At 69.9% G+C, this 22,805-nt stretch carries 21 protein-coding genes and 2 tRNA genes; 13 read left to right on the top strand and 10 right to left on the bottom strand.

Annotated features, from left to right (window positions below; genetic code table 11):
- Window positions 1-302: 302 nt before the first annotated feature.
- The 8 genes from ACFP1Z_RS06170 to rpmH all read right to left on the bottom strand — a co-directional run bounded on the left by ACFP1Z_RS06170 (window position 303) and on the right by rpmH (window position 6,184).
- Entirely contained in the window at window positions 303-1,406 is a 1,104-nt protein-coding gene (locus tag ACFP1Z_RS06170; RefSeq protein ID WP_390314861.1) for a ParB/RepB/Spo0J family partition protein, read from the bottom strand.
- Complete coding sequence (locus tag ACFP1Z_RS06165) at window positions 1,403-2,455, bottom strand: ParA family protein (protein ID WP_390315061.1); 1,053 nt, start codon at window positions 2,453-2,455, stop codon at window positions 1,403-1,405. The genes ACFP1Z_RS06170 and ACFP1Z_RS06165 overlap by 4 nt, the downstream gene beginning before the upstream one ends.
- Before the next feature lie 266 nt (window positions 2,456-2,721).
- On the bottom strand, window positions 2,722-3,438 hold the full coding sequence (rsmG, locus tag ACFP1Z_RS06160) for a 16S rRNA (guanine(527)-N(7))-methyltransferase RsmG (protein ID WP_390314860.1): 717 nt from the start codon (window positions 3,436-3,438) through the stop codon (window positions 2,722-2,724).
- A 177-nt stretch (window positions 3,439-3,615) separates the two neighbouring features.
- A complete protein-coding gene (locus ACFP1Z_RS06155) occupies window positions 3,616-4,137 on the bottom strand; it encodes a Jag family protein (RefSeq protein WP_390314859.1) in 522 nt (173 codons plus the stop codon).
- 14 nt (window positions 4,138-4,151) lie between these two features.
- A complete protein-coding gene (gene yidC / locus ACFP1Z_RS06150; RefSeq protein ID WP_390314858.1) occupies window positions 4,152-5,243 on the bottom strand; it encodes a membrane protein insertase YidC in 1,092 nt (363 codons plus the stop codon).
- A 3-nt stretch (window positions 5,244-5,246) separates the two neighbouring features.
- Window positions 5,247-5,564 (bottom strand): membrane protein insertion efficiency factor YidD, encoded by a 318-nt coding sequence (yidD, locus tag ACFP1Z_RS06145; protein ID WP_390314857.1) that lies wholly within the window; start codon window positions 5,562-5,564, stop codon window positions 5,247-5,249.
- The gene (gene rnpA / locus ACFP1Z_RS06140) at window positions 5,561-6,022 is read right to left on the bottom strand and encodes a ribonuclease P protein component (RefSeq protein WP_390314856.1); all 462 of its coding nucleotides are present in this window, start codon (window positions 6,020-6,022) and stop codon (window positions 5,561-5,563) included. Before rnpA ends, yidD begins: the two co-directional genes overlap by 4 nt.
- A gap of 24 nt (window positions 6,023-6,046) precedes the next feature.
- Complete coding sequence (rpmH, locus tag ACFP1Z_RS06135; protein WP_003956500.1) at window positions 6,047-6,184, bottom strand: 50S ribosomal protein L34; 138 nt, start codon at window positions 6,182-6,184, stop codon at window positions 6,047-6,049.
- A gap of 422 nt (window positions 6,185-6,606) precedes the next feature.
- Here rpmH and dnaA point away from each other — a divergent pair, with 422 nt between their 5' ends.
- The 10 genes from dnaA to ACFP1Z_RS06085 all read left to right on the top strand — a co-directional run bounded on the left by dnaA (window position 6,607) and on the right by ACFP1Z_RS06085 (window position 19,533).
- Complete coding sequence (gene dnaA / locus ACFP1Z_RS06130) at window positions 6,607-8,442, top strand: chromosomal replication initiator protein DnaA (protein ID WP_390314855.1); 1,836 nt, start codon at window positions 6,607-6,609, stop codon at window positions 8,440-8,442.
- A gap of 930 nt (window positions 8,443-9,372) precedes the next feature.
- Window positions 9,373-10,503 (top strand): DNA polymerase III subunit beta, encoded by a 1,131-nt coding sequence (gene dnaN, locus ACFP1Z_RS06125; protein WP_390315060.1) that lies wholly within the window; start codon window positions 9,373-9,375, stop codon window positions 10,501-10,503.
- 161 nt (window positions 10,504-10,664) lie between these two features.
- Window positions 10,665-11,540 (top strand): phosphogluconate dehydrogenase (NAD(+)-dependent, decarboxylating), encoded by an 876-nt coding sequence (gene gnd, locus ACFP1Z_RS06120; RefSeq protein WP_390314854.1) that lies wholly within the window; start codon window positions 10,665-10,667, stop codon window positions 11,538-11,540.
- A 68-nt stretch (window positions 11,541-11,608) separates the two neighbouring features.
- A complete protein-coding gene (recF, locus tag ACFP1Z_RS06115) occupies window positions 11,609-12,736 on the top strand; it encodes a DNA replication/repair protein RecF (protein ID WP_390314853.1) in 1,128 nt (375 codons plus the stop codon).
- Window positions 12,733-13,284, top strand: coding sequence for a DciA family protein (locus ACFP1Z_RS06110; RefSeq protein ID WP_390314852.1), 552 nt, complete (start codon window positions 12,733-12,735; stop codon window positions 13,282-13,284). Before recF ends, ACFP1Z_RS06110 begins: the two co-directional genes overlap by 4 nt.
- 286 nt (window positions 13,285-13,570) lie before the next feature.
- On the top strand, window positions 13,571-15,616 hold the full coding sequence (gene gyrB / locus ACFP1Z_RS06105; RefSeq protein WP_390314851.1) for a DNA topoisomerase (ATP-hydrolyzing) subunit B: 2,046 nt from the start codon (window positions 13,571-13,573) through the stop codon (window positions 15,614-15,616).
- Window positions 15,617-15,660: 44 nt separating this feature from the next.
- A complete protein-coding gene (gene gyrA, locus ACFP1Z_RS06100) occupies window positions 15,661-18,291 on the top strand; it encodes a DNA gyrase subunit A (protein WP_390314850.1) in 2,631 nt (876 codons plus the stop codon).
- A gap of 3 nt (window positions 18,292-18,294) precedes the next feature.
- On the top strand, window positions 18,295-19,047 hold the full coding sequence (locus tag ACFP1Z_RS06095; RefSeq protein ID WP_390314849.1) for a DUF3566 domain-containing protein: 753 nt from the start codon (window positions 18,295-18,297) through the stop codon (window positions 19,045-19,047).
- 95 nt (window positions 19,048-19,142) lie between these two features.
- Window positions 19,143-19,216, top strand: a tRNA-Ile gene (locus ACFP1Z_RS06090).
- Between the two features lie 182 nt (window positions 19,217-19,398).
- Window positions 19,399-19,533 (top strand): DLW-39 family protein, encoded by a 135-nt coding sequence (locus tag ACFP1Z_RS06085; protein WP_003958712.1) that lies wholly within the window; start codon window positions 19,399-19,401, stop codon window positions 19,531-19,533.
- An 87-nt stretch (window positions 19,534-19,620) separates the two neighbouring features.
- Here the strand turns inward: ACFP1Z_RS06085 and ACFP1Z_RS06080 are convergent, their stop codons facing one another.
- A complete protein-coding gene (locus ACFP1Z_RS06080; RefSeq protein ID WP_390314848.1) occupies window positions 19,621-20,880 on the bottom strand; it encodes a serine/threonine-protein kinase in 1,260 nt (419 codons plus the stop codon).
- A gap of 76 nt (window positions 20,881-20,956) precedes the next feature.
- A complete protein-coding gene (locus ACFP1Z_RS06075) occupies window positions 20,957-21,502 on the bottom strand; it encodes a helix-turn-helix domain-containing protein (RefSeq protein ID WP_390314847.1) in 546 nt (181 codons plus the stop codon).
- 118 nt (window positions 21,503-21,620) lie between these two features.
- Between ACFP1Z_RS06075 and ACFP1Z_RS06070 the strand changes: the two genes are divergently transcribed.
- The 3 genes from ACFP1Z_RS06070 to ACFP1Z_RS06060 all read left to right on the top strand — a co-directional run bounded on the left by ACFP1Z_RS06070 (window position 21,621) and on the right by ACFP1Z_RS06060 (window position 22,564).
- A tRNA-Ala gene (locus ACFP1Z_RS06070) sits at window positions 21,621-21,693 on the top strand.
- Between the two features lie 191 nt (window positions 21,694-21,884).
- A complete protein-coding gene (locus tag ACFP1Z_RS06065; RefSeq protein ID WP_390314846.1) occupies window positions 21,885-22,169 on the top strand; it encodes a hypothetical protein in 285 nt (94 codons plus the stop codon).
- Entirely contained in the window at window positions 22,151-22,564 is a 414-nt protein-coding gene (locus ACFP1Z_RS06060) for a DNA-binding protein (RefSeq protein ID WP_390314845.1), read from the top strand. Before ACFP1Z_RS06065 ends, ACFP1Z_RS06060 begins: the two co-directional genes overlap by 19 nt.
- Window positions 22,565-22,805 lie beyond the last annotated feature (241 nt).

Below are 22,805 nucleotides of genomic sequence, written 5' to 3'. Positions count from 1 at the left end.
ATCCTCACTTCCGTCGCGTGTCACTCCCCGGGCGGCGCTCAACGCGCTCCGCTCCCTGAGGAAGCTGCCGACGAATCCGCCGACAACCCCCAGGCCCAAGCCTGTTGCCATCAGTCCGGTCCGGCTCACCGTTCGCATGGGCCCGCCCCTCCGTGAACTGTGTCCAACGTGGATGCGCCACACCCCCAACGCATCGTATCCGCGTGCCGTTTGGGCGGACAGCGGGACAAAGCAAAGGGCGGGTTGTGTTCCACGTGAAACACAACCCGCCCCTGAAGAAGGCGACCATCACCGGATCCGCCCTACTGCCCGCCGTCCGCGTCCTCTTCGGAGGCCTTCTGCTGGAGCACCCGGCCCTCACCCGGTGCGAGGGTGCCCAGGATCCGCTCCAGGTCCTCCATGGAGGCGAACTCGACGACGATCTTGCCCTTCTTCTGTCCGAGATCCACCTTCACCCGGGTCTCGAACCGGTCGGACAGTCGTGTGGCGAGGCTGCTCAGGGCCGGGGAGACCCGGGTTCCGGCACGGGGCCCCTTGGCCTTCGCGCTCCCTCGTGACCGGGACCCCATCAGGGTCACGATCTCCTCGATGGCACGCACCGAGAGCCCCTCGGCCACGATGCGCCGGGCGAGCCTGTCCTGCTCCTCCGAGTCATCGACCGACAGCAGGGCACGGGCATGCCCTGCGGACAGCACCCCGGCGGCGACTCTGCGCTGGACGGCCGGGGACAGCTTCAGCAGCCGCAAGGTATTGGACACCTGGGGACGCGAGCGGCCGATGCGGTCAGCCAGCTCGTCATGGGTGCACTTGAAGTCCTTGAGGAGCTGGTCGTAGGCGGCGGCCTCCTCCAGCGGGTTGAGCTGGGCACGGTGCAGGTTCTCCAGCAACGCGTCCAGCAGCAGCTTCTCGTCCTCGGTCGCCCGGACGATGGCGGGGATCCGCTCCAGTCCGGCCTCCCGGCAGGCCCGCCAACGGCGCTCGCCCATGATGAGCTCGTAGCGCTCCGGGGCGGTCCGGCGGACGACCACCGGCTGCAGCAGGCCGACCTCGCGGATGGAGGCGACGAGTTCGGCGAGGGCATCCTCGTCGAACACCTCCCGGGGCTGACGGGGGTTGGGGGTGATGGAGTCCAGTGGCAGCTCGGCGAAGTGTGCCCCCGCGGTCCCCTCCGCGCCATCGGCAGCCGAGTCCGCGACTGTCGCTGTTTCACGTGGAACAGCGACCTCGCTCGCGGGCTTGGTGGTTGCCTTCACCGCGGCAACGCCCCGCTCTGTGGTCAGCACCGGTACCGCACTCGGCGACGTCGCCCCCGTCCCGGTCACCGGACCGGAGCTCTCCGCCGCCCTGGGGGCGGCAGGAATCAGCGCACCGAGCCCACGGCCCAGTCCTCGACGTCGCTCGGTCACTGCGTCCCCTCCACCATGCTGTGCTGCTGGTCCTGCTGCTGACGGCCCACCAAGTGAGCTCTACCGGCGTCGTAATGTACGCCGACCCCCCGCAGTGCGATTTCCCGGGCAGCCTCCAGATAGGACAGCGCCCCACTGGAGCCCGGATCGTAGGTGAGGACGGTCTGTCCGTAGCTGGGTGCCTCGGAGATACGCACCGAGCGCGGAATGCTGGTCCGCAGCACCTCATGGCCGAAGTGACTGCGGACCTCTTCGGCAACCTGCGAGGCGAGCCTGGTACGGCCGTCGTACATCGTCAGCAGGATCGTCGAGACATGGAGCTTGGGGTTCAGATGTCCCCGCACCAGCTCCACGTTGCGCAGCAGCTGTCCCAGCCCCTCCAGCGCGTAGTACTCGCACTGGATAGGGATCAGCACCTCCGCGCCGGCGACCAGCGCATTGACCGTCAACAGCCCCAGTGACGGCGGACAGTCGATGAGGATGTAGTCGAGCGGCTGCTCATAGGCCTTGATGGCCCGGTCCAGCCGGCTCTCCCGGGCCACGAGCGAGACAAGCTCGATCTCGGCACCAGCGAGGTCGATCGTGGCAGGCGCGCAGAAGAGTCCTTCCACGTCCCGCACCGGCTGCACCACGTCGGAGAGTTGCTTGCTGTCCACCAGGACGTCGTAGATCGACGGCACTTCGGCATGGTGGTCGATGCCCAGCGCCGTCGAGGCGTTTCCCTGTGGATCGAGGTCGATCACCAGCACGCGGTTGCCGTGCAGAGCCAGGGACGCCGCCAGGTTCACGGTCGTCGTGGTCTTCCCGACGCCGCCTTTCTGGTTGGCGACCACCATGACCCGGGTGTCTTCCGGGCGAGGCATGGGAGGTGGCGGGGTTTCACGTGAAACGACCTCACCCGCAGCCCGGGAACCGGGTTGCACTCCTGGCTCGGCGTCGGCGGGGCGGGGTCCGGGGACCGGATCGGCCATCGGCCCCGCGGTATTGGCGTCGGACCGCAAGGATTCACTCTCCTCGACTTCAGGCTCGCAATGGACAGAGCCTGCCATGGTTTCGGGGTCATGAACCAGCGAGTCCCGTTCACCTGTGGATGAATCCACCGAACCTGTGGATGAAGACACGCCGTTGGCCCCGCGACGAGCGCGCGGCGCGGCAGCCGCACGACCACGGCCGATGATTCCGTGCAGCAAGGAGCGATGTTTCACGCGAAACACGATGCATCGCCCACTGCGGTACCGCGCTGCGACACTCCGCTACGGGTAGGTTTGGCAGCTTGTATGGAGCACCGTCAGGGACCGACGGGCTCGCAGTGGCCTCAGCGTCGGCGACGCGACCGGCTCACACGTGCCGCCTTGGCGCGCTTCGCCGCGAAACGGACACCACCGGGGCTCTCCCCGACCTCGACCCGCACCACTGTGGACAACGGGTCCACCACACCCTCACCGACCTGGATGATCGAGGTCCGTACGACGCCGAGCTTGCTCAACGCGGCCCGTGCGCCCCGGAGTTCCTCTTCGGCCGTGTCCCCCTTGAGGGCCAGCATCTCGCCGTACGGGCGCAGCAGCGGCACCCCCCAGCCGGCCAGCCGGTCCAGCGGAGCCACGGCCCGCGCCGTGACCACATGCACCGGCTGCACTTTGCCGAGCATCTCCTCGGCGCGGCCGCGGACGACGGTGACGTGGTCCAGCCCCAGCAGCTCGACGACTTCCTGGAGGAAGTTCGTGCGCCGCAACAGCGGTTCCAGCAGCGTGATCTGCAGGTCCGGACGGACCAGGGCCAGCGGAATGCCCGGCAGGCCGGCTCCCGAGCCCACGTCGCACACCGAGACGCCGTCCGGCACCGCCTCCGAGAGCACCGCGCAGTTCAGCAGGTGCCGCTCCCACAGCCGCGGCACCTCCCGCGGGCCGATGAGTCCGCGCCGCACACCGGCGTCCGCGAGCACCTCGGCATACCGGACGGCCTCGGGCAGCCGGTCGCCGAAGACCAACTGTGCCGCCGGGGGAGCCGGGGGGAGCTCCGCTGCCTCTTCCACGGGGAACCGTCCTTCCGTACGACGCCGTTTTCCGTACGACGTCTCGATGAGCCGGAGTCTGAGGGGTCCGCAGGCCCGAGGGCCGTCGGAAGCCTGAGACGGGGAAGCTCAGGCTGACAAGGATCGGCCCCGCCTGCGAGCAGACGGGGCCGCGCCCACCTGGAAGTGGGACCGGGATCAGGCCGGGAGGACGACCACGCGACGCTGGGGCTCCTCGCCCTCGGACTCGCTGCGCAGCCCCGCCTCGGCGACCGCGTCGTGCACGACCTTGCGCTCGAACGGGGTCATCGGGTCCAGCTTCACCGGCCGGCCCGTGCTCCTGGCCTCCTCGGCGGCCTTGGCACCGACCCGGGAGAGCTCCTCGCGCTTGCGTGCCCGGAAGCCCGCGATGTCGAGCATGAGACGGCTGCGGTCACCGGTCTCCCGGTTCACCGCGAGCCGGGTGAGCTCCTGGAGTGCCTCCAGCACCTCACCGTCACGGCCCACGAGCTTCTGCAGATCGCGGCTGGTCGAGTCGCTGATGATCGACACGGCGGCGCGGTCGGCCTCGACGTCCATGTCGATATCGCCGTCGAGGTCGGCGATGTCCAGCAGCCCCTCAAGGTAGTCGGCCGCGATCTCGCCCTCCTGCTCCAGGCGGGACAGGGTGTCGGTGCCCTCAGCGGCCGCATCGCTGGTCTGACGCTGGGTGTCCGTCACGGTGGACTCCTTCATCACTTCTTGGTCGGGTGCTTGGGCCGCTGCTGGCCCTTGCGCTGCCCGGACTTGGTGCTACGGGCCGAGCCACCGGCCTGCTTGGGCTTGGCGTCCTCGGGCTTCTGCTGCTGCTCCTGCGCCGGCTTCTTCCCGCCGCCCGTGGCGGGCTGCTGCGCGCCCCCGACCTGGCGCTTGGCCTTCGACTGACGCTTGGGCTGCTGCCGGCCGGCGCGCGCGGCCTCGGCGGCCTTACGGGCCTCGACCTGCTCCGGGTCCTCCTTGAGCTTGCCCTTGGCGCGCAGCCGCTCCTGGCGCTGCTGGAAGGCGATGCTGCCCGGGGTCGGGTTGCGGCGGATGACGAACATCTGCTGGCCCAGGGTCCACACGTTGGTGGTCAGCCAGTAGACGAGGACACCGACGGGGAAGTTGATGCCGAAGACGGCGAACATGACGGGGAAGACGTACATCAGCATCTTCTGCTGCTGCATGAACGGCGTCTTCACCGTGAGATCGACGTTCTTCGTCATGAGCTGGCGCTGCGTGTAGAACTGCGACAGCGACATCAGGACGATCATCACGACCGTGACGACGCGGACATCGGTCAGCGTCGCGTGCAGGGACTCCACCTTCGAAGCCGAGTCCAGGAACTTCACGGACAGCGGGGCACCGAAGATGTGCGCCTCTCGGGCGCTGTCCAGCAGCGGCTTGTCGATGACGCCGACGGTCTTGCCCTGCGCGATGTGGTTGAGGACCTGGTACAGCGAGATGAAGAAGGGCGACTGGGCCAGGATCGGGAGACAGCTCGACAACGGGTTGGTACCCGTCTCCTTGTAGAGCTTCATCATCTCTTCGGACTGGCGCTGCTTGTCGCTCTTGTAGCGCTCCTGGATCGCCTTCATCTTCGGCTGGAGCGCCTGCATGTTCCGCGTCGCCTTGATCTGCTTCACGAACAGCGGGATCAGGCAGATACGGATCAGTACCACCAGCGAGACGATGGACAGACCCCACGCCCAGCCACTGTTCTTGTCGAAGACAAGGCCGTACAGCGAATGGAACTGGACGATGATCCAGGAAACTGCGGTATAGAGGGGACCGAGGACCGTGTCCACGAATCAGGCTCCTTGGGCGTTGGGCTGGGTCTCGGGCTGCGCGCCGGGCCCCGCTGCGGGGTGCCCGACCAGACGGCTCCTCAGCCGCTGGTGCCAGACCGGACGCTTCCGGGGAGGGACGTGGTCGACGCCACCGGGCGACCACGGGTTGCAGCGCAGGATGCGCCAGGCCGTCAGCGCCGTTCCTTTGACCGCGCCGTGCACGTCAATGGCTGTGTAGCCATAGTGGGAGCACGACGGGTAGTACTTGCAGACCGGGCCCAGGAGCGGGCTGATGGTCCACTGGTAGATCTTGATCAACCACAGCAGCGGATACTTCACGGTGCGCTCCCTCCCTGGCCTCGGCCGGGGCTCCGGAGGTGGCCCCCCGAGAGGTCGGAACAGCGCGGCGCCCTCCCCTCGGCTGCTCCTTGGGCAGGTGCGCCCAGCAGCCGCTGCAGCGCGGCGTCGAGATCCCGGGCCAGCTGGGCGTGCTCCGCCTCACCGGCCCCGGGCAGGGCCCGTACGACCACCAGGCTACCGGCGGGCAGCAGGCTCAGCCGGTCACGCATGAGGTGGCGCAGTCTGCGTTTGACCAGATTGCGGACAACGGCACCGCCGACGGCCTTGCTCACGACGAAACCCGCACGCACCGGGGGAAGACTCCCCCCAGGTGGGTGCGGGTCCGTTGAACCGCTGCGGAAGTGGACGACGAGGAGCGGGCGCCCGGCCCGGCGTCCTCGGCGAACCGCGGCCGCGAAATCCTCGCGCCGCCTCAGCCGAGACTCGGTAGGCAGCACGGCATGGACCTACGGTCGGGCTGGTCAGGCCGACAGGCGGGCGCGACCCTTGCTACGGCGGGACGCGAGAATCGCGCGGCCGGCACGGGTGCGCATACGCAGCCGGAAGCCGTGGGTCTTCGCGCGGCGGCGGTTGTTCGGCTGGAAGGTGCGCTTGCTCACTCGGGGGCTCCAGAAATGAATCGTGTGGTGGCGGGACATCGCCTGGCTGTCACCGTGCGCCCACGAGTAGCTCGCAATACGCCCGAGTGCACCGCTTCATGGCCACGATCCGGGGGAACGCGACCCTTGCCCATCGGAGGCAGGCGGCAGCAGCCATCGACAACTCGACCTGGTCACGGTACGCGGGCCCGTGCCATTCGGTCAAACCGGCAGTGCACCAGGGATAACCGTAGCCTCCCTCGGGCCGGTGGACCGCCCCGAGCGGCCGGATGGCACATTTGTACACACCCTGTGGACAACGACTTGAACCACACACCTCGGCGTGACTACCGTGACTGAACCTTGGATCCTCCCCGCCCGTCCCGAGAACCACACCTTCGTGGGACTCAGGGACGCCCCCAGTGACTGAGAGAGCGTGCCCTGTGGCTGACCTGCCCGCCGATCTTGCCGCAGTGTGGCCGCGCGTGCTCGAACAGCTCCTGGGCGAAGGCCGGGGCGTCGAGGGCAAGGACGAGCACTGGATCAAGCGCTGCCAGCCGCTCGCGCTGGTGGCGGACACGGCTCTGCTCGCCGTGCCGAACGAGTTCGCCAAGGGCGTACTCGAAGGCCGGCTCGCGCCGGTGGTCAGCGAGACCCTCAGCCGTGAGTGCGGCCGCCCCATCCGGATCGCGATCACCGTGGACACCACGGCGGGTGAGGCGAGCGCCCCCCAGCCGTCGCGCTACGAGGAGCCCGTGGAGCGGCACGCTCCGGGCCAGGGCCGCGACGCCTACGAGGACCGCGCGGGATACGACGGCCCGGGGTACGGCCGTCGGCCGGCCGAGGAGGACCTGCCGTCCGTACGCCCCGCCTACCCCGACTACCAGCCGCCGCGCCACGAGCCCGGGGCCTGGCCGCGTGGGCCGCTGCAGGACCGGGGCGAGCGTGCCGACCGCGGGGAGCGGGGCGAGCGGGGCGACTACGGCTGGCAGCAGCCGCACCTGGGCGGCTTCCCCGAGGGCGAGCGCGATCCGTACGCGACGCAGCACGGCCAGCAGCACGCCGCTTCCTACGAGCAGCAGCCGGAGTACCGGCCCCAGCCGCCCGAGCGCCTCGCCTACGAGCAGCAGCGCCGCAACCTGCCGGAGGGCCTGCCGCGCGGCGGGGGACAGGGCGCGCCCGTGGCCGGCGGGACGCCGGGGCCGATGGGGACGAAGCCCGCCGCCTCGTCCGGTGCGGCGGAGCCGACGGCGCGGCTGAACCCGAAATACCTCTTCGACACCTTCGTCATCGGGGCCTCCAACCGGTTCGCGCACGCGGCCGCGGTGGCGGTGGCCGAGGCTCCGGCGAAGGCGTACAACCCGCTGTTCATCTATGGGGAGTCGGGGCTGGGCAAGACCCATCTCCTGCACGCCATCGGGCATTACGCGCGCAGCCTCTACCCGGGGACGCGCGTGCGGTACGTGAGCTCCGAGGAGTTCACCAACGAGTTCATCAACTCCATCCGCGACGGCAAGGCGGACGCGTTCCGCAAGCGCTACCGCGACATGGACATCCTGCTGGTCGACGACATCCAGTTCCTGGCGAGCAAGGAGTCGACGCAGGAGGAGTTCTTCCACACCTTCAACACCCTGCACAACGCCAACAAGCAGATCGTGCTGTCCTCGGACCGGCCGCCCAAGCAGCTGGTGACCCTGGAGGACCGGCTGCGCAACCGCTTCGAGTGGGGCCTGATCACGGACGTGCAGCCGCCGGAGCTGGAGACGCGCATCGCGATCCTGCGCAAGAAGGCGGTGCAGGAGCAGCTCAACGCCCCGCCGGAGGTCCTGGAGTTCATCGCCTCCCGCATCTCCCGCAACATCCGCGAGCTGGAAGGCGCGCTGATCCGGGTCACCGCGTTCGCGAGCCTGAACCGGCAGCCCGTCGATCTCGGTCTGACGGAGATCGTCCTCAAGGACCTGATCCCGGGCGGCGAGGACGCCTCGCCGGAGATCACCGCCCCGGCCATCATGGCCGCGACCGCGGACTACTTCGGGCACACCGTGGAGGACCTGTGCGGCGCCTCGCGCAGCCGGGTGCTGGTGACGGCCCGGCAGATCGCCATGTACCTCTGCCGCGAGCTGACGGACCTGTCGTTGCCGAAGATCGGCGCGCAGTTCGGCGGCCGGGACCATACGACGGTGATGCACGCCGACCGCAAGATCCGTGCGCTCATGGCCGAGCGGCGCTCCATCTACAACCAGGTGACCGAGCTGACCAACCGCATCAAGAACGGCTGAGAGCGGCCCGACGAGGGCCGGCAAGCGCTGCGCGAAGGGCGCCCCGGAGACGTTCCGGGGCGCCCTTCGCCGTTCCGGCAAGGGGCGGGAAGAGGGCCAGGAGGGAGCCGGGAGGGGCCCGGAGGGTGTCGGGAAGGGGTCTCGGAGGCAGCGGGTCGGTGGCCGGCCCGCGCCCCCTTGTTCGAATCCGGGTGCGCGACCCCCGGTTCTCCACAGTCGGAGCCCCGAATCGATGTCCACACCCTGGGGACGTGGAAGTTGTCCAGACCCCATCCACAGCGAGCCCTGTTGACAACGCATCAGGGGAGGTCAGCGGGGTGTGGATTTGTGGCCGACGGGATTCCACAGGCTGTGGACGACCAGGTCCCCCACACGGAGGGCATCGCGTTGTCCACCGGCCGCCCACAGGAAGATCGCTGTTGTACACAGCCTTTCCACACGGCTGTCCACTGTTCGGCAACGAAACGCCCACGCTCACCGCCCCGAGTGAAAGGCGTCACACCAAGGTGTCGGGTTGGGCTGTGGGGAACCTGGGTAAAGCTGGGGACACACCTGGGGAGAAGTACCCCCAGCCTGTGCATCGGGTGTGCAGAACTTTCGGCGGTCCACAGCGACCCCGGTTTTTCCACGGCCCCCGCCCACAGGGCCGGTGGACAAAAAATCCGCGTTGACCTGCGCAAAGCCGGTTTTCCACGGTTTCCACAAGGCCTACTACTACGACCACAGAGAGAAACCGGGGAACTCGCTTCGAAGTGGGGCCTGTGCACAACTTCGCCCCGGACCGTCTCGCGACCCGAAGCCCGACTTGACCCCGAGCCGCACCGACTGTCCGTGGTGTGCGTCAGACTGTTCTCCGGCGACGACCCCAGGGAGTCCGCCGACGACGAAGCCAGCAAGGGCGAGCCAGCAACACAGCAGGAGGCGGTACCGGTGAAGATCCGGGTGGAGCGCGATGTACTCGCGGAGGCAGTGGCCTGGGCGGCCCGCAGCCTCCCGGCCCGTCCGCCTGTGCCCGTGCTCGCGGGCCTGCTGCTGAAGGCCGAGGAGGGCTCCCTGAGCCTGTCCGGCTTCGACTACGAGGTCTCGGCCCGCGTCTCGGTGGACGCGGAGGTGGAGGAGGACGGCACCGTCCTGGTCTCCGGCCGGCTGCTCGCGGACATCTGCCGCGCGCTTCCCAACAGGCCTGTGGAGATCTCCACGGACGGGGTGCGCGTGACCGTGGTCTGCGGCTCCTCGCGATTCACCCTCCACACCCTGCCTGTGGAGGAGTATCCGGCGCTGCCGCAGATGCCGACCGCCACGGGCACGGTGCCGGGCGAGGTCTTCGCCGCGGCCGCCGCCCAGGTCGCCATCGCCGCCGGCCGTGACGACACGCTGCCGGTGCTCACGGGTGTCCGTATCGAGATCGAGGGCGACACCGTCACCCTCGCCTCCACCGACCGCTACCGCTTCGCGGTCCGCGAGTTCATGTGGAAGCCGGAGACCCCGGACATCTCCGCGGTCGCCCTGGTGCCCGCCAAGACGCTGCTGGAGACCGCCAAGTCGCTCAGCGGCGGCGAGACCGTCTCGCTGGCCCTGTCGGGCTCGGGCGCCGGCGAGGGCCTGATCGGCTTCGAGGGCAACGGGCGCCGTACGACGACCCGCCTGCTCGAAGGCGACCTGCCGAAGTACCGCACGCTCTTCCCGACCGAGTTCAACTCCGTCGCCGTGATCGAGACCGCCCCGTTCGTCGAGGCCGTCAAGCGCGTCGCGCTCGTCGCCGAGCGCAACACCCCGGTCCGGCTCAGCTTCGAGCAGGGCGTGCTGATCCTGGAGGCCGGTTCCAGCGACGACGCACAGGCTGTGGAGCGTGTCGACGCCGAGCTGGAGGGCGAGGACATCTCGATCGCGTTCAACCCGGGCTTCCTGCTGGAGGGCCTGTCCGCGATCGACTCGCCGGTCGCGCAGCTGTCGTTCACCACCTCGACGAAGCCGGCGCTGCTCAGCGGCAGGCCCGCGAAGGACGCCGAGGCGGACGACACGTACAAGTACCTGATCATGCCGGTGCGGCTGTCGGGCTGAGTCCCGCGCAGCACCCCGTCCCCGGGCACCGCCGAGCGCGGTGCCCGGTCGCGTCGGGCGGGTCGTCCTGTGAGCGGCGGAGCCCACAGGTGTGCGCGGACCCCCGGGCGTAGGCTCGGGCTCAGGTACGAATCGCAACGACTACGGCATAGAGGATCAAGATGGAGCTCGGACTCGTCGGTCTCGGCAAGATGGGCGGCAATATGCGTGAGCGCATCCGCCGCGCGGGCCACACCGTCATCGGATACGACCGCAACCCGGACCTCGGCGATGTCCACAGCCTCCAGGAGCTTGTGGATTCCCTGTCGGCCCCGCGCGTGGTGTGGGTCATGGTCCCGGCCGGTGCCGCGACCCAGTCCACCATCGACGAGCTCGGCGAGCTGCTCTCCCCCGGCGACATCGTCGTGGACGGCGGCAACTCGCGCTGGACGGACGACGAGAAGCACGCCGAGGAGCTGGCCGCCAAGGGCATCGGCTTCGTCGACTGCGGTGTCTCCGGCGGCGTCTGGGGCCTGGAGAACGGCTACGCGCTGATGTACGGCGGCGACGCCGCGAATGTCGCGCGGGTGCAGCCGGTCTTCGACGCGCTCAAGCCGGAGGGCGAGTTCGGCTCCGTCCACGCGGGCAAGGTGGGCGCGGGCCACTTCGCGAAGATGGTCCACAACGGCATCGAGTACGCGATGATGCAGGCCTATGCCGAGGGCTGGGAGCTGCTGGAGAAGGTCGACTCCGTCACCGACGTGCGCGAGGTCTTCCGTTCCTGGCAGGAGGGCACGGTCATCCGCTCCTGGCTGCTCGACCTGGCCGTCAACGCCCTCGACGAGGACGAGCACCTGGACAAGCTGCGCGGTTACGCGGCCGACTCCGGCGAGGGCCGCTGGACGGTCGAGGCGGCGATCGACAACGCGGTGCCGCTGCCCGCGATCACCGCGTCGCTGTTCGCCCGCTTCGCCTCGCGGCAGGACGACTCGCCGCAGATGAAGATGATCGCCGCGCTGCGCAACCAGTTCGGCGGCCACGCGGTCGAGAGCAAGTAGTCGCGCCGCCGCCCGAGGGCGACGCGAGAAGCAAGAGCAGCCGAGGCGGAAGGGGCCGGCGCGCAACCGTGCACGTATCGCATCTGTCGCTGGCCGACTTCCGTTCCTATGTCCGGGCCGAGGTGCCGCTCGACCCGGGCGTGACGGCCTTCGTCGGGTCCAACGGCCAGGGGAAGACCAATCTCGTCGAGGCCGTCGGCTATCTGGCGACCCTCGGCAGCCACCGCGTCTCCACCGACGCGCCCCTGGTGCGGCTGGGCGCCGAGCGGGCGGTGATCCGTGCGGCCGTCGCGCAGGGCGAGCGTTCGCAGCTGATCGAGCTGGAGCTGAACCCCGGCCGCGCCAACCGGGCCCGTATCAACCGCTCCTCGCAGGTCAGGCCGCGCGACGTGCTCGGCATCGTGCGCACGGTGCTGTTCGCGCCCGAGGACCTGGCGCTGGTCAAGGGGGATCCGGGAGAGCGGCGCCGGTTCCTCGACGAGTTGATCACCGCGCGTTCCCCGCGCATGGCGGGGGTGCGCTCCGACTACGACCGCGTCCTCAAGCAGCGCAACACCCTCCTCAAGAGCGCGGCCATGGCACGGCGGCACGGCGGCAGGGCGGGGACCGATCTGTCCACGCTCGACGTGTGGGACCAGCACCTGGCGCGGGCGGGCGCGGAGCTGCTCGCGCAGCGGCTCGACCTGATCGGCTGCCTGCGGCCGCTGGCCGAGAAGGCGTACGAGCAGCTGGCGCCCGGCGGCGGCCCGGTCGCCTTCGACTACCGGGGCCCGGCCGGCATCGAGGGCGCGCACAGCCGCGAGGAGCTGTACGAGGTGCTGCTCGCGGCGCTCGCCGAGGCCCGCAAGCAGGAGATCGAGCGGGGCGTGACGCTCGTCGGCCCGCACCGCGACGATCTGGTGCTGCGGCTGGGCGAGCTGCCCGCCAAGGGATACGCGAGCCACGGCGAGTCCTGGTCGTACGCGCTGGCGCTGCGGCTGGCCTCCTACGAGCTGCTGCGCACCGAGGGCAACGAGCCGGTCCTGGTCCTGGACGACGTGTTCGCGGAGCTGGACGCCCGGCGCCGGGAGCGGCTGGCGGAGCTGGTCGCCCCGGGCGAGCAGGTGCTGGTGACGGCCGCGGTGGCCGAGGACGTACCGGCGGTCCTGACGGGCGCGCGGTACACGGTCGCGGAAGGCCTGGTCGAGCGCGCATGAACGAATCTGCCGAGAAGGCCGCCGCCGGCGCGGCGGCCGACAGGCCCGGGCCCTCCGGCGCCGACCTGGCGCGGGTCGCGCTGCGGGCCGCGAAGGAGCAGGCGAAGGCCCGGGGCACCGCGGCCCAGCAGAAGAAGCAGGCGCGCCGGGGCGGCGGGCTGCGCTCGGGCGCGCACGCGGACGGCCGGGACCCGCTGCCGCTCGGCGCCGCGATCAACCGGCTGCTCACCGAGCGCGGCTGGGAGCGGCCCGCGGCCGTCGGCGGGGTGATGGGGCGCTGGCCGCAGATCGTGGGGCATGTGCTGGCGCTGCACTGCGACCCGCAGCGCTACGACGACGACACGCGGGTGCTGACCGTCGCCTGCGACTCCTCGTCCTGGGCGACCCAGCTGCGGATGCTGGCCCCGGCGCTGGTGGCCCGGCTCAACGACGACCTCGGGCCGGGCACCGTCAAGGCGATCAAGGTGCAGGGGCCGGGCGGCCCCGCCCGCCGGTACGGGCCGCTGCGCGCGCCCGGCAGCAAGGGCCCCGGGGACACCTACGGCTGAGCCGCCCCGGCGGGGTCCCGCACGGTAGCGGGTGGTTGACAACCCGAAGCGCTGAGTGCCGCTGTGAGCCTCTTGGAACCCGGGTCCACATATAGGGAGTCGGCTGATGCCGGTTCAGGGCGGCACGTGAAGGCTCAGGCGCCGCCAAACCCCCATTCATGTCAGCGCTACCGGTAGACTGGTGGCAATCCCGCCGGCTCGCGGGACTCGTCGACCAACGCAGAACGACGCAGCCGCTCCTGCCTGCCCCGGGTGGAGTCTCCCCGCAGTAGGCCGGGGAGGGCCTGTGCTGTGCCAGAAAGGGCGCTTCGTGGCCGATTCCGGCAACCCCAACGAGAACATCGCCTCTTCCACGACCGAGGGCGCCGCCTCCGCGGCACCCGCAGCCGGCGCCTCGTACGACGCCAGCGCGATCACGGTCCTGGAGGGGCTCGACGCGGTCCGCAAGCGGCCCGGCATGTACATCGGCTCGACCGGTGAGCGCGGTCTGCACCACTTGGTGTACGAGGTCGTCGACAACTCCGTCGACGAGGCCCTGGCCGGGCACGCGGACACCATTGACGTGACGATCCTGTCCGACGGTGGCGTGCGCGTCGTCGACAACGGCCGCGGTATCCCGGTCGACATCGTCCCCTCCGAGGGGAAGCCGGCCGTCGAGGTCGTGCTGACGGTGCTGCACGCGGGCGGCAAGTTCGGCGGCGGCGGCTACGCGGTCTCCGGCGGTCTGCACGGCGTCGGCGTCTCCGTCGTCAACGCGCTGTCCACGCGCGTCGCGGTGGAGGTCAAGCGCGACGGCTTCCGCTGGACCCAGGACTACAAGCTCGGTGCCCCCACCGCCCCGCTGCAGAAGAACGAGGCGACCGGCGAGACCGGCACCTCCGTCACCTTCTGGGCCGACGGCGACATCTTCGAGACCACCGAGTACTCCTTCGAGACGCTCTCGCGGCGCTTCCAGGAGATGGCGTTCCTCAACAAGGGCCTGACCATCTCGCTGACGGACGAGCGCCCGGACCACGTGGACGAGGAGGGCAAGCCGCTCTCCGTCCGCTACCACTACGAGGGCGGCATCTCCGACTTCGTCACGTACCTCAACTCGCGCAAGGGCGAGCTGGTCCACCCCACGGTGATCGCGTTCGACGCCGAGGACAAGGAGCGGATGCTCTCCCTCGAAGTCGCGATGCAGTGGAACACCCAGTACAGCGAGGGCGTCTACAGCTTCGCCAACACCATCCACACGCACGAGGGCGGTACCCACGAGGAGGGCTTCCGCGCCGCGCTGACGGGTCTGATCAACCGGTACGCGCGCGACAAGAAGCTGCTGCGCGAGAAGGACGACAACCTCACGGGTGACGACATCCGCGAGGGTCTGACGGCCATCATCTCGGTCAAGCTCGGCGAGCCGCAGTTCGAGGGCCAGACCAAGACCAAGCTCGGCAACACCGAGGCCAAGACCTTTGTGCAGAAGGTCGTCCACGAGCAGCTGACGGACTGGCTGGACCGCAATCCCAACGAGGCCGCGGACATCATCCGCAAGGCCATCCAGGCCGCGACCGCCCGCGTCGCCGCCCGCAAGGCGCGCGACCTCACCCGGCGCAAGGGCCTGCTGGAGACGGCCTCGCTGCCGGGCAAGCTCTCCGACTGCCAGTCGAACGAGCCGGCCAAGTGCGAGATCTTCATCGTCGAGGGTGACTCCGCCGGCGGCTCGGCCAAGTCCGGCCGCAACCCCGAGTACCAGGCGATCCTCCCGATCCGGGGAAAGATCCTCAATGTCGAGAAGGCGCGGGTCGACAAGATCCTGCAGAACCAGGAGATCCAGGCGCTGATCTCCGCCTTCGGCACGGGTGTGCACGAGGACTTCGACATCGAGAAGCTCCGCTACCACAAGATCATCCTGATGGCGGACGCCGACGTCGACGGCCAGCACATCAACACCCTGCTGCTGACCTTCCTGTTCCGCTTCATGCGGCCGCTGGTCGAGGCCGGGCACGTCTACCTCTCCCGTCCGCCGCTCTACAAGATCAAGTGGGGCAAGGACGACTTCGAGTACGCCTACTCCGACCGCGAGCGCGACGCGCTGATCCAGCTCGGCCGGGAGAACGGCAAGCGGATCAAGGACGACTCGGTCCAGCGCTTCAAGGGTCTCGGTGAGATGAACGCCGAGGAGCTGCGCGTGACCACGATGGACGTCGACCACCGTGTGCTCGGCCAGGTCACCCTGGACGACGCGGCCCAGGCGGACGACCTGTTCTCGGTACTCATGGGCGAGGACGTCGAGGCACGGCGCTCGTTCATCCAGCGCAACGCCAAGGACGTCCGCTTCCTCGACATCTGAGTCGGCCCGACAACAGCCGCCGCTCGAAAGGACTTTGAACAGCAATGGCCGACGAGACCACCCCCGAGGTCCCCGTTACGCCCGACGGCACCACGCCCGAGGGGCAGCCCGCCACCATCGAAGGCGTGGGCCTGCGCGTCGAGCCCGTCGGGCTCGAAACCGAGATGCAGCGCTCGTACCTCGACTACGCGATGAGCGTGATCGTCTCGCGTGCGCTGCCCGATGTGCGCGACGGCCTCAAGCCGGTGCACCGCCGTGTGCTGTACGCGATGTACGACGGCGGCTACCGGCCCGAGAAGGGCTTCTACAAGTGCGCCCGCGTCGTCGGTGACGTCATGGGTACGTACCACCCGCACGGTGACGCTTCCATCTACGACGCGCTCGTGCGCCTGGCCCAGCCCTGGGCGATGCGGATGCCGCTGGTCGACTCCAACGGCAACTTCGGCTCCCCGGGCAACGACCCGGCCGCCGCCATGCGTTACACCGAGTGCAAGATGGCGCCGCTGTCGATGGAGATGGTCCGGGACATCGACGAGGAGACCGTCGACTTCCAGGACAACTACGACGGCCGCAACCAGGAGCCGACGGTCCTGCCGTCGCGCATCCCCAACCTGCTGGTGAACGGTTCCGCCGGTATCGCCGTCGGTATGGCCACCAACATCCCGCCGCACAACCTGCGCGAGGTGGCCGAGGGCGCCCAGTGGTTCCTGGCCAACCCGAACGCGACCCCCGAGGAACTGCTCGACGCGCTCATCGAGCGCATCAAGGGCCCCGACTTCCCGACCGGCGCCCTCGTGGTGGGCCGCAAGGGCATCGAGGAGGCCTACCGCACCGGCCGCGGCTCGATCACCATGCGCGCCGTGGTCGAGGTCGAGGAGATCCAGAACCGCCAGTGCCTGGTGGTCACCGAGCTGCCCTACCAGGTCAACCCGGACAACCTCGCGCAGAAGATCGCCGACCTGGTGAAGGACGGCAGGATCGGCGGCATCGCCGACGTGCGCGACGAGACCTCCTCGCGCACGGGGCAGCGCCTGGTGATCGTCCTCAAGCGGGACGCGGTCGCCAAGGTCGTCCTCAACAACCTCTACAAGCACACCGATCTGCAGACCAACTTCGGCGCCAACATGCTGGCGCTGGTCGACGGCGTGCCGCGCACCCTGTCGCTGGACGCCTTCATCCGCAACTGGGTCACGCACCAGGTCGAGGTCATCGTCCGGCGCACCCGCTTCCGGCTGCGCAAGGCCGAGGAGCGCGCCCACATCCTGCGCGGTCTGCTCAAGGCGCTCGACGCGATCGACGAGGTCATCGCCCTCATCCGGCGCAGCGACACCGTCGACGTCGCCCGCGAGGGCCTGATGGGCCTGCTGCAGATCGACGAGGTCCAGGCCAACGCGATCCTGGAGATGCAGCTGCGCCGGCTGGCCGCTCTGGAGCGCCAGAAGATCACCGCCGAGCACGACGAGCTCCAGGCGAAGATCAACGAGTACAACGCGATCCTCGCCTCGCCCGAGCGGCAGCGCGGGATCATCAGCGAGGAACTCACCGCGATCGTCGAGAAGTTCGGCGACGACCGGCGCAGCCAGCTGGTGCCCTTCGAGGGCGACATGTCCATCGAGGACCTGATCGCCGAGGAGGACATCGTCGTCACGATCACCCGCAGCGGCTATGTGAAGCGCACCAAGACCGAGGACTACCGCTCGCAGAAGCGCGGTGGCAAGGGGGTGCGCGGCACGAAGCTGCGGGAGGACGACATCGTCGACCACTTCTTCGTCTCGACCACGCACCACTGGCTGCTGTTCTTCACCAACAAGGGCCGCGTCTACCGGGCCAAGGCCTACGAGCTCCCGGACGCCGGCCGCGACGCGCGCGGTCAGCACGTGGCCAATCTGCTGGCCTTCCAGCCGGACGAGAAGATCGCCCAGATCCTCGCCGTCCGGGACTACGAGGCCGCGCCCTACCTGGTGCTGGCCACCAAGTCCGGCCTGGTGAAGAAGACCCCGCTGAAGGACTACGACTCGCCGCGCTCCGGTGGTGTCATCGCGATCAACCTGCGGGAGACGGAGAGCGGCGCGGAGGACGAGCTCATCGGCGCCGAGCTGGTCTCCGCGGCGGACGACCTGCTGCTGATCAGCAAGAAGGCGCAGTCCATCCGGTTCACCGCATCGGATGAAGCGCTCCGCCCGATGGGCCGCGCGACGTCCGGCGTGAAGGGCATGAGCTTCCGCGAGGGCGACGAGCTGCTGTCGATGAACGTGGTGCGGGCCGGTACGTACGTCTTCACGGCCACGGACGGCGGCTACGCCAAGCGCACCGCGGTGGACGAGTACCGCGTCCAGGGCCGCGGCGGCCTCGGTATCAAGGCGGCCAAGATCGTGGAGGATCGGGGTTCGCTGGTCGGCGCGCTGGTGGTCGAGGAGACCGACGAGATCCTCGCGATCACGCTCGGCGGTGGCGTGATCCGCACGCGGGTGGCCGAGGTCCGTGAGACGGGCCGTGACACCATGGGCGTCCAGCTGATCAACTTGGGCAAGCGCGATGCCGTCGTGGGCATCGCTCGGAACGCCGAGGCCGGTCGCGAGGCTGAAGAGGTCGAGGAGTCGGCCGAGGCGGCCGAGGGAGAGGCCGCCCCGGCGGCCGCGGGTGGGGAGCCCGCGGCCGGGAACACCGAGGAGTAAGTCGTGAGTCGAGCCACGGGCACCGCGGCCGGCGGTGCGGGTGCCGAGCGGCGCGGGGGGAGCACCGGCACAGGCAGCGATCCGGCGGCCGCCCGTGGCTCCGCCGCGGCCGCGTCCAAGGCGGGCAAGGCGGGCAAGGGGGGCACTGTGACGGAAGCACGGGACGCCGAGCCGTACCACCCGCCGAAGGCGTACGCGCCGCCGGCGGAGGGCGCGTCCGCCCGCCCCGCGGCCAAGGGGGCGGCGAAGGCGAAGCCCGCTGCCGCCGCCCGGACCACGGGCGGCGGCAAGGGCGACGGGGCGCCCGCGGCGGCCGCCGGGGAGCGGCGGGTCCCGCCGCCCCGCCCCGCGGCGTCGGCGGTGCCCGCGGCCCCCGTGGGGCCGCGCACGCGCAAGGCCCGGCTGCGGGTGGCCAAGGCCGACCCGTGGTCGGTGATGAAGGTGAGCTTCCTGCTGTCGATCGCGCTGGGTGTGTGCACGATCGTGGCGGCCACCGTGCTGTGGCTGGTCATGGACGCCATGGGCGTGCTGTCCGCCGTCGGCGGCACGATCAAGGACGCCACGGGCGCGGCCGACGGCGGCGGCTTCGATCTGCAGTCGTTCCTGTCGCTGCCGAACGTGCTGCTGTTCACCTCGCTCATCGCGGTGATCGACGTGGTGCTGGCGACGGCGCTGGCGACGCTCGCGGCCTTCGTCTACAACCTCGCCGCCGGCTTCGTCGGCGGCGTGGAGCTGACTCTCGCCGAGGACGAGTAGCGGCCCGCACGGCCGCCGCGCACCGGGGTCCGGACCCGCAGGTCGGGACGATTTTGGGACTGGGCCCCAAGTGCGCTAATCTTTCGGTGCAGCGCGGGGCTATAGCTCAGACGGTTAGAGCGCTTCCCTGATAAGGAAGAGGCCACAGGTTCAAGTCCTGTTAGCCCCACCGGCGAGATCGGGCCGACCGGAGAGAAATCTCCGGTCGGCCCGATCTGTTTTGCGAGGCGGGGGAGTTGGGCGGCCGACGGCCCGGAAGCGGTCCCTGCACAGGTCACCGATCGGTATCGGCCGGTGTGTATCATCGGCCACCAGAGGTCCCCTTACGTCAAGGAAAGACGAGGTCGCGCGGTGAAGAAGCTCCTCCTGGTCGCACTGGCCGCCATCGGCGGGCTCCTCGTGTACCGCCAGATCCAGGCGGATCGCGCCGAGCAGGACCTGTGGACGGAGGCGACCGACTCCGTGCCCGCAGGTTCGGGTGTGTAAGTCAAAGAGTCTGCAGCAGGGCCCCGGCCGCCACGGCCGGGGCCCTGCTGTATTCGCCAGAGCAAAGATCTGGATTGCGAGCGCGAATCAGCTGGTGGCGAGTGCCCAGGCGCCGACGGCGAGGCACAGCAGCGCGACCAGCAGCACCGGCACGGCCACTTTCGCGGGCGGTCCGGACCGCCGTACGGGCCGTGCGGCGGGCTCCGGGGACGTGGGCCCGGGGAGCCGCTGCGGGAGCGTGTACGGGCGCGTGGACGGGCAGGCGGGGGCGGCCGGAGAGGCCCCCGGGGGCGTCGGGGACGGCGCCGCTGAGCCCGCCGTGGGAGTCGCGGGCGGCGTCGCGGAGGGCGTTGTGGGCGGCGTTGCGGGGAGTGGCGGTACGGGCGGTCGCACCGGCGGAGGAAGGGGCGCGGGCGGCGCGCTCACGGCGGGCGGCGCGGCGGCCCGCCGGTCCTGACCGGACGCCCGCTCGGGGCCGTCGGGCCCGAACCCCGGCGGCAGCGGCCCCACCTGGTCGAAGACCTCGATCGGCTCCTCGTCAGGGGCGGCCGCGCCGAGCAACTCCACCGCTTCCGCAAGGGCCTTGCGCGCCCCCGTGGCGGTACGGAAGCGCAGCGCCGGATCCGGCTGCAGCAGGTGCGCGACGACCTGCCAGAGCGGGGCGGGGACCTCGCGCGGGGCGGGCGGAACGCCCTCCCGCGCGAAACGTTCGACGAGTGCTTCCGCGTCGGGTTTGCGGCCCGTGAGGAGATACAGGGCCAGCAGTCCGACGGCATAGAGGTCGGCGGGGAAGTCCGGCTCCTCGCCCAGCATTTGCTCGGGCGCGAAATAACCCGGCGTCCCCATCACATAGTTGATGTCCGTCAGCCGTGGCTCGCCCTTGCGCATCGCGATACCGAAGTCGGACAGCCGCACATGCGGCGGTCCCGTTCCGGTCGCTTCCAAAAGGATGTTGGCGGGTTTGATGTCCCGGTGGACGACGCCTTCCGCGTGCACCGCGGCGAGCCCCGAGAGGACCTGGTCGAGCAGGACGCACACATAATGCGGCGGTAAAGGCCCGTAGTCGCCGATGAGATGGGCGAGCGAGCCGCCGTGCACCACGTCCATGGTGAACAGGACCTTGTCGTCGTCCGCCGCCCAGCTCATCGGGGCCAGCACATGGGGGTGGTCGATGCGCAGCCCCTGCTCGCGCACGAACCGCAGCAGGGTGTGGGCGTCGCTGTGCTGCAGCACCTTCGCCGCCACGTAACGCCGCCGACGGCGGTCCCAGGCCCGCCAGACCGCTCCCGCGCCCCCGCGTCCGACCGGGTCCACCAGCTCGTACCGCCCGGCGAAGACCTCACCCATCGCGCTGCGCCGCCCCGCTCACGTCCCGCCCGATCCCCTGGTCCGATCCCCCGCCCCGTTGCCCCGGGCCGCTCGGTCAGCTCTGGTGCGCCTCGTAGTGCGCGACCGCCTCCGCGGTGCGCCCGGCGCCGTACACCCGTAGGAATTCGGCCAGTTCGGGGTGGGTGGGGGTGAGGAGGTTCGCCGCGTCGATGATGTCGCCGGCGCCCGCGACCGAGCGCAGCAGCGACTGGATCTCGCGGACCACCCGGCGCACCGTCGGCGCGCCGCTGCTGGCCGTCGTCTGCGTGGAGTTGAGGACGGAGCCGCCCGAGCTCTTCTTGACCTCCTCCATGCGGTCGGCGGCCTCCGCGGCGCTCACGCTGCCGTCGGCGACCTGCCCGGCGAGCTCCTGCAGCGCCTGCACCCGCTGCACCACGGCCGGGTTGCCGATCTTCGCGCGCTGACCGCTCATCAGCTGGGAGAGCATGGGCGCGGACAGCCCGAGGACGGAGGCGAGACGGGCCTGGTTCAGACCGAGGTCGTCGATGAGCCGGCGGAACAGCGCGCCCAAGGGTTCCCCGTACCAGCTCCGCTGCAGCTCCCGTGCGCGGGCGGTGGCTTCCTGCTGTGCTGCGTCCATCTCGCTCTCCCCTTCGCTTCGCTGCCGCGAATCTTGCGGTGCATCCTACGGAGAGGGCAGGGCCCCGGCGATACCCGGTCGGAAAAGACCTCGGGCACCGGGTAGTCTGGTCTGCGACGGGGCCTTAGCTCAGTTGGTAGAGCGCTGTCTTTGCATGGCAGATGTCAGGGGTTCGACTCCCCTAGGCTCCACTTGGATGCACCCCTCTGACCTGCGGAAACGCAGGCAGGGGGGTCTTTTTGTCTCGATTTCCGTGTTGACGCGTCAGCACGGGTGGGGTGCAAAGCGTCGGGGGAGAGAGGGGCTGGATCCCCCGGTATTCGTCAGAGGGCCGGGTGCTGGCCGCCTTGCCGTTTCCTACTCGTTTGACACAATGGACTGTATGTCCGAGGAGACGTACGGCATTGGTGAGGGTCCGGCGACACGGGTGAGTCTGTCGTTGCCGGAGGGGACGGCGGAGGCGATCCGCGCGCGGGTCGGCAAGCGGGAGTTCTCCGCGTTCATCACGGCCGCAGTCGAGCGTGAGCTGCGTGGTCAGATCCTGGACGAGTACTTGGCCGACTACGAGCGGCGCGAGGGCCCGGTCTCGGAGCGGGCTCAGGACCGGGCGCGGAAGGTCTTCGACGAGGTGTTCGCCGGGGAAGAGCAGTGGCCCGCGGCAAGCTGAGTCACGAGGGGACCTTGGTCCTGGACAGCGAGGGACTGTCCAAGCTCCTGGCCGATGACGAGCCGGTGGTCGCCCTGGTCGCCGAGGCGCGGCGGCGAGGCATGGATGTGGTGATCTGCGCGCTCACCATCATCGAGGCCGTCCACGCCCGCACCGACAAGGCCCGGCTGCGGTGGCTGCTGTCCGGGCTGCGGGTCGTCGCGGTGGGGGACGAGGAGGCGAAGGCGGCCTCGGCGCTGCTGATGGCGGTCGGCCTGCACGGCCACAAGTACGCCATCGACGCGGCCGTTGCCGAAACGGCCCTGCGGCAGCAGCGGCCGGTGGTGATGCTGACCTCGGATATCGACGACATGACCAAGCTGTGTGGTGATCGGGTCCGTCTCGTCGCAGTGTGAACGGGCCGTCAATGCAGGTGACTTCGCTCCGAACTACTGGCTGTCGCTGCTCGCATCGGCAGTCATCTGCACGGAGCGGTACGGGGTGCTCGTTTCACCGGTGCCCATGACGAATGCGGGCAGCAGTTCGGTGGCGAGTGCGCAGCGCCGTACGAGGCGGTGAACTCTCCATCCAGCTTCTCCGCCTCGAGGCCAGCCGCGGCTGAGTACGACGCTCACACGTCGTTGCTCGGTGTAAGGG

This window comes from Streptomyces gamaensis (assembly GCF_042656465.1).
GTDB lineage: Bacteria > Actinomycetota > Actinomycetes > Streptomycetales > Streptomycetaceae > Streptomyces > Streptomyces gamaensis.
This window is presented reverse-complemented; position numbering and strand designations above follow the sequence as displayed.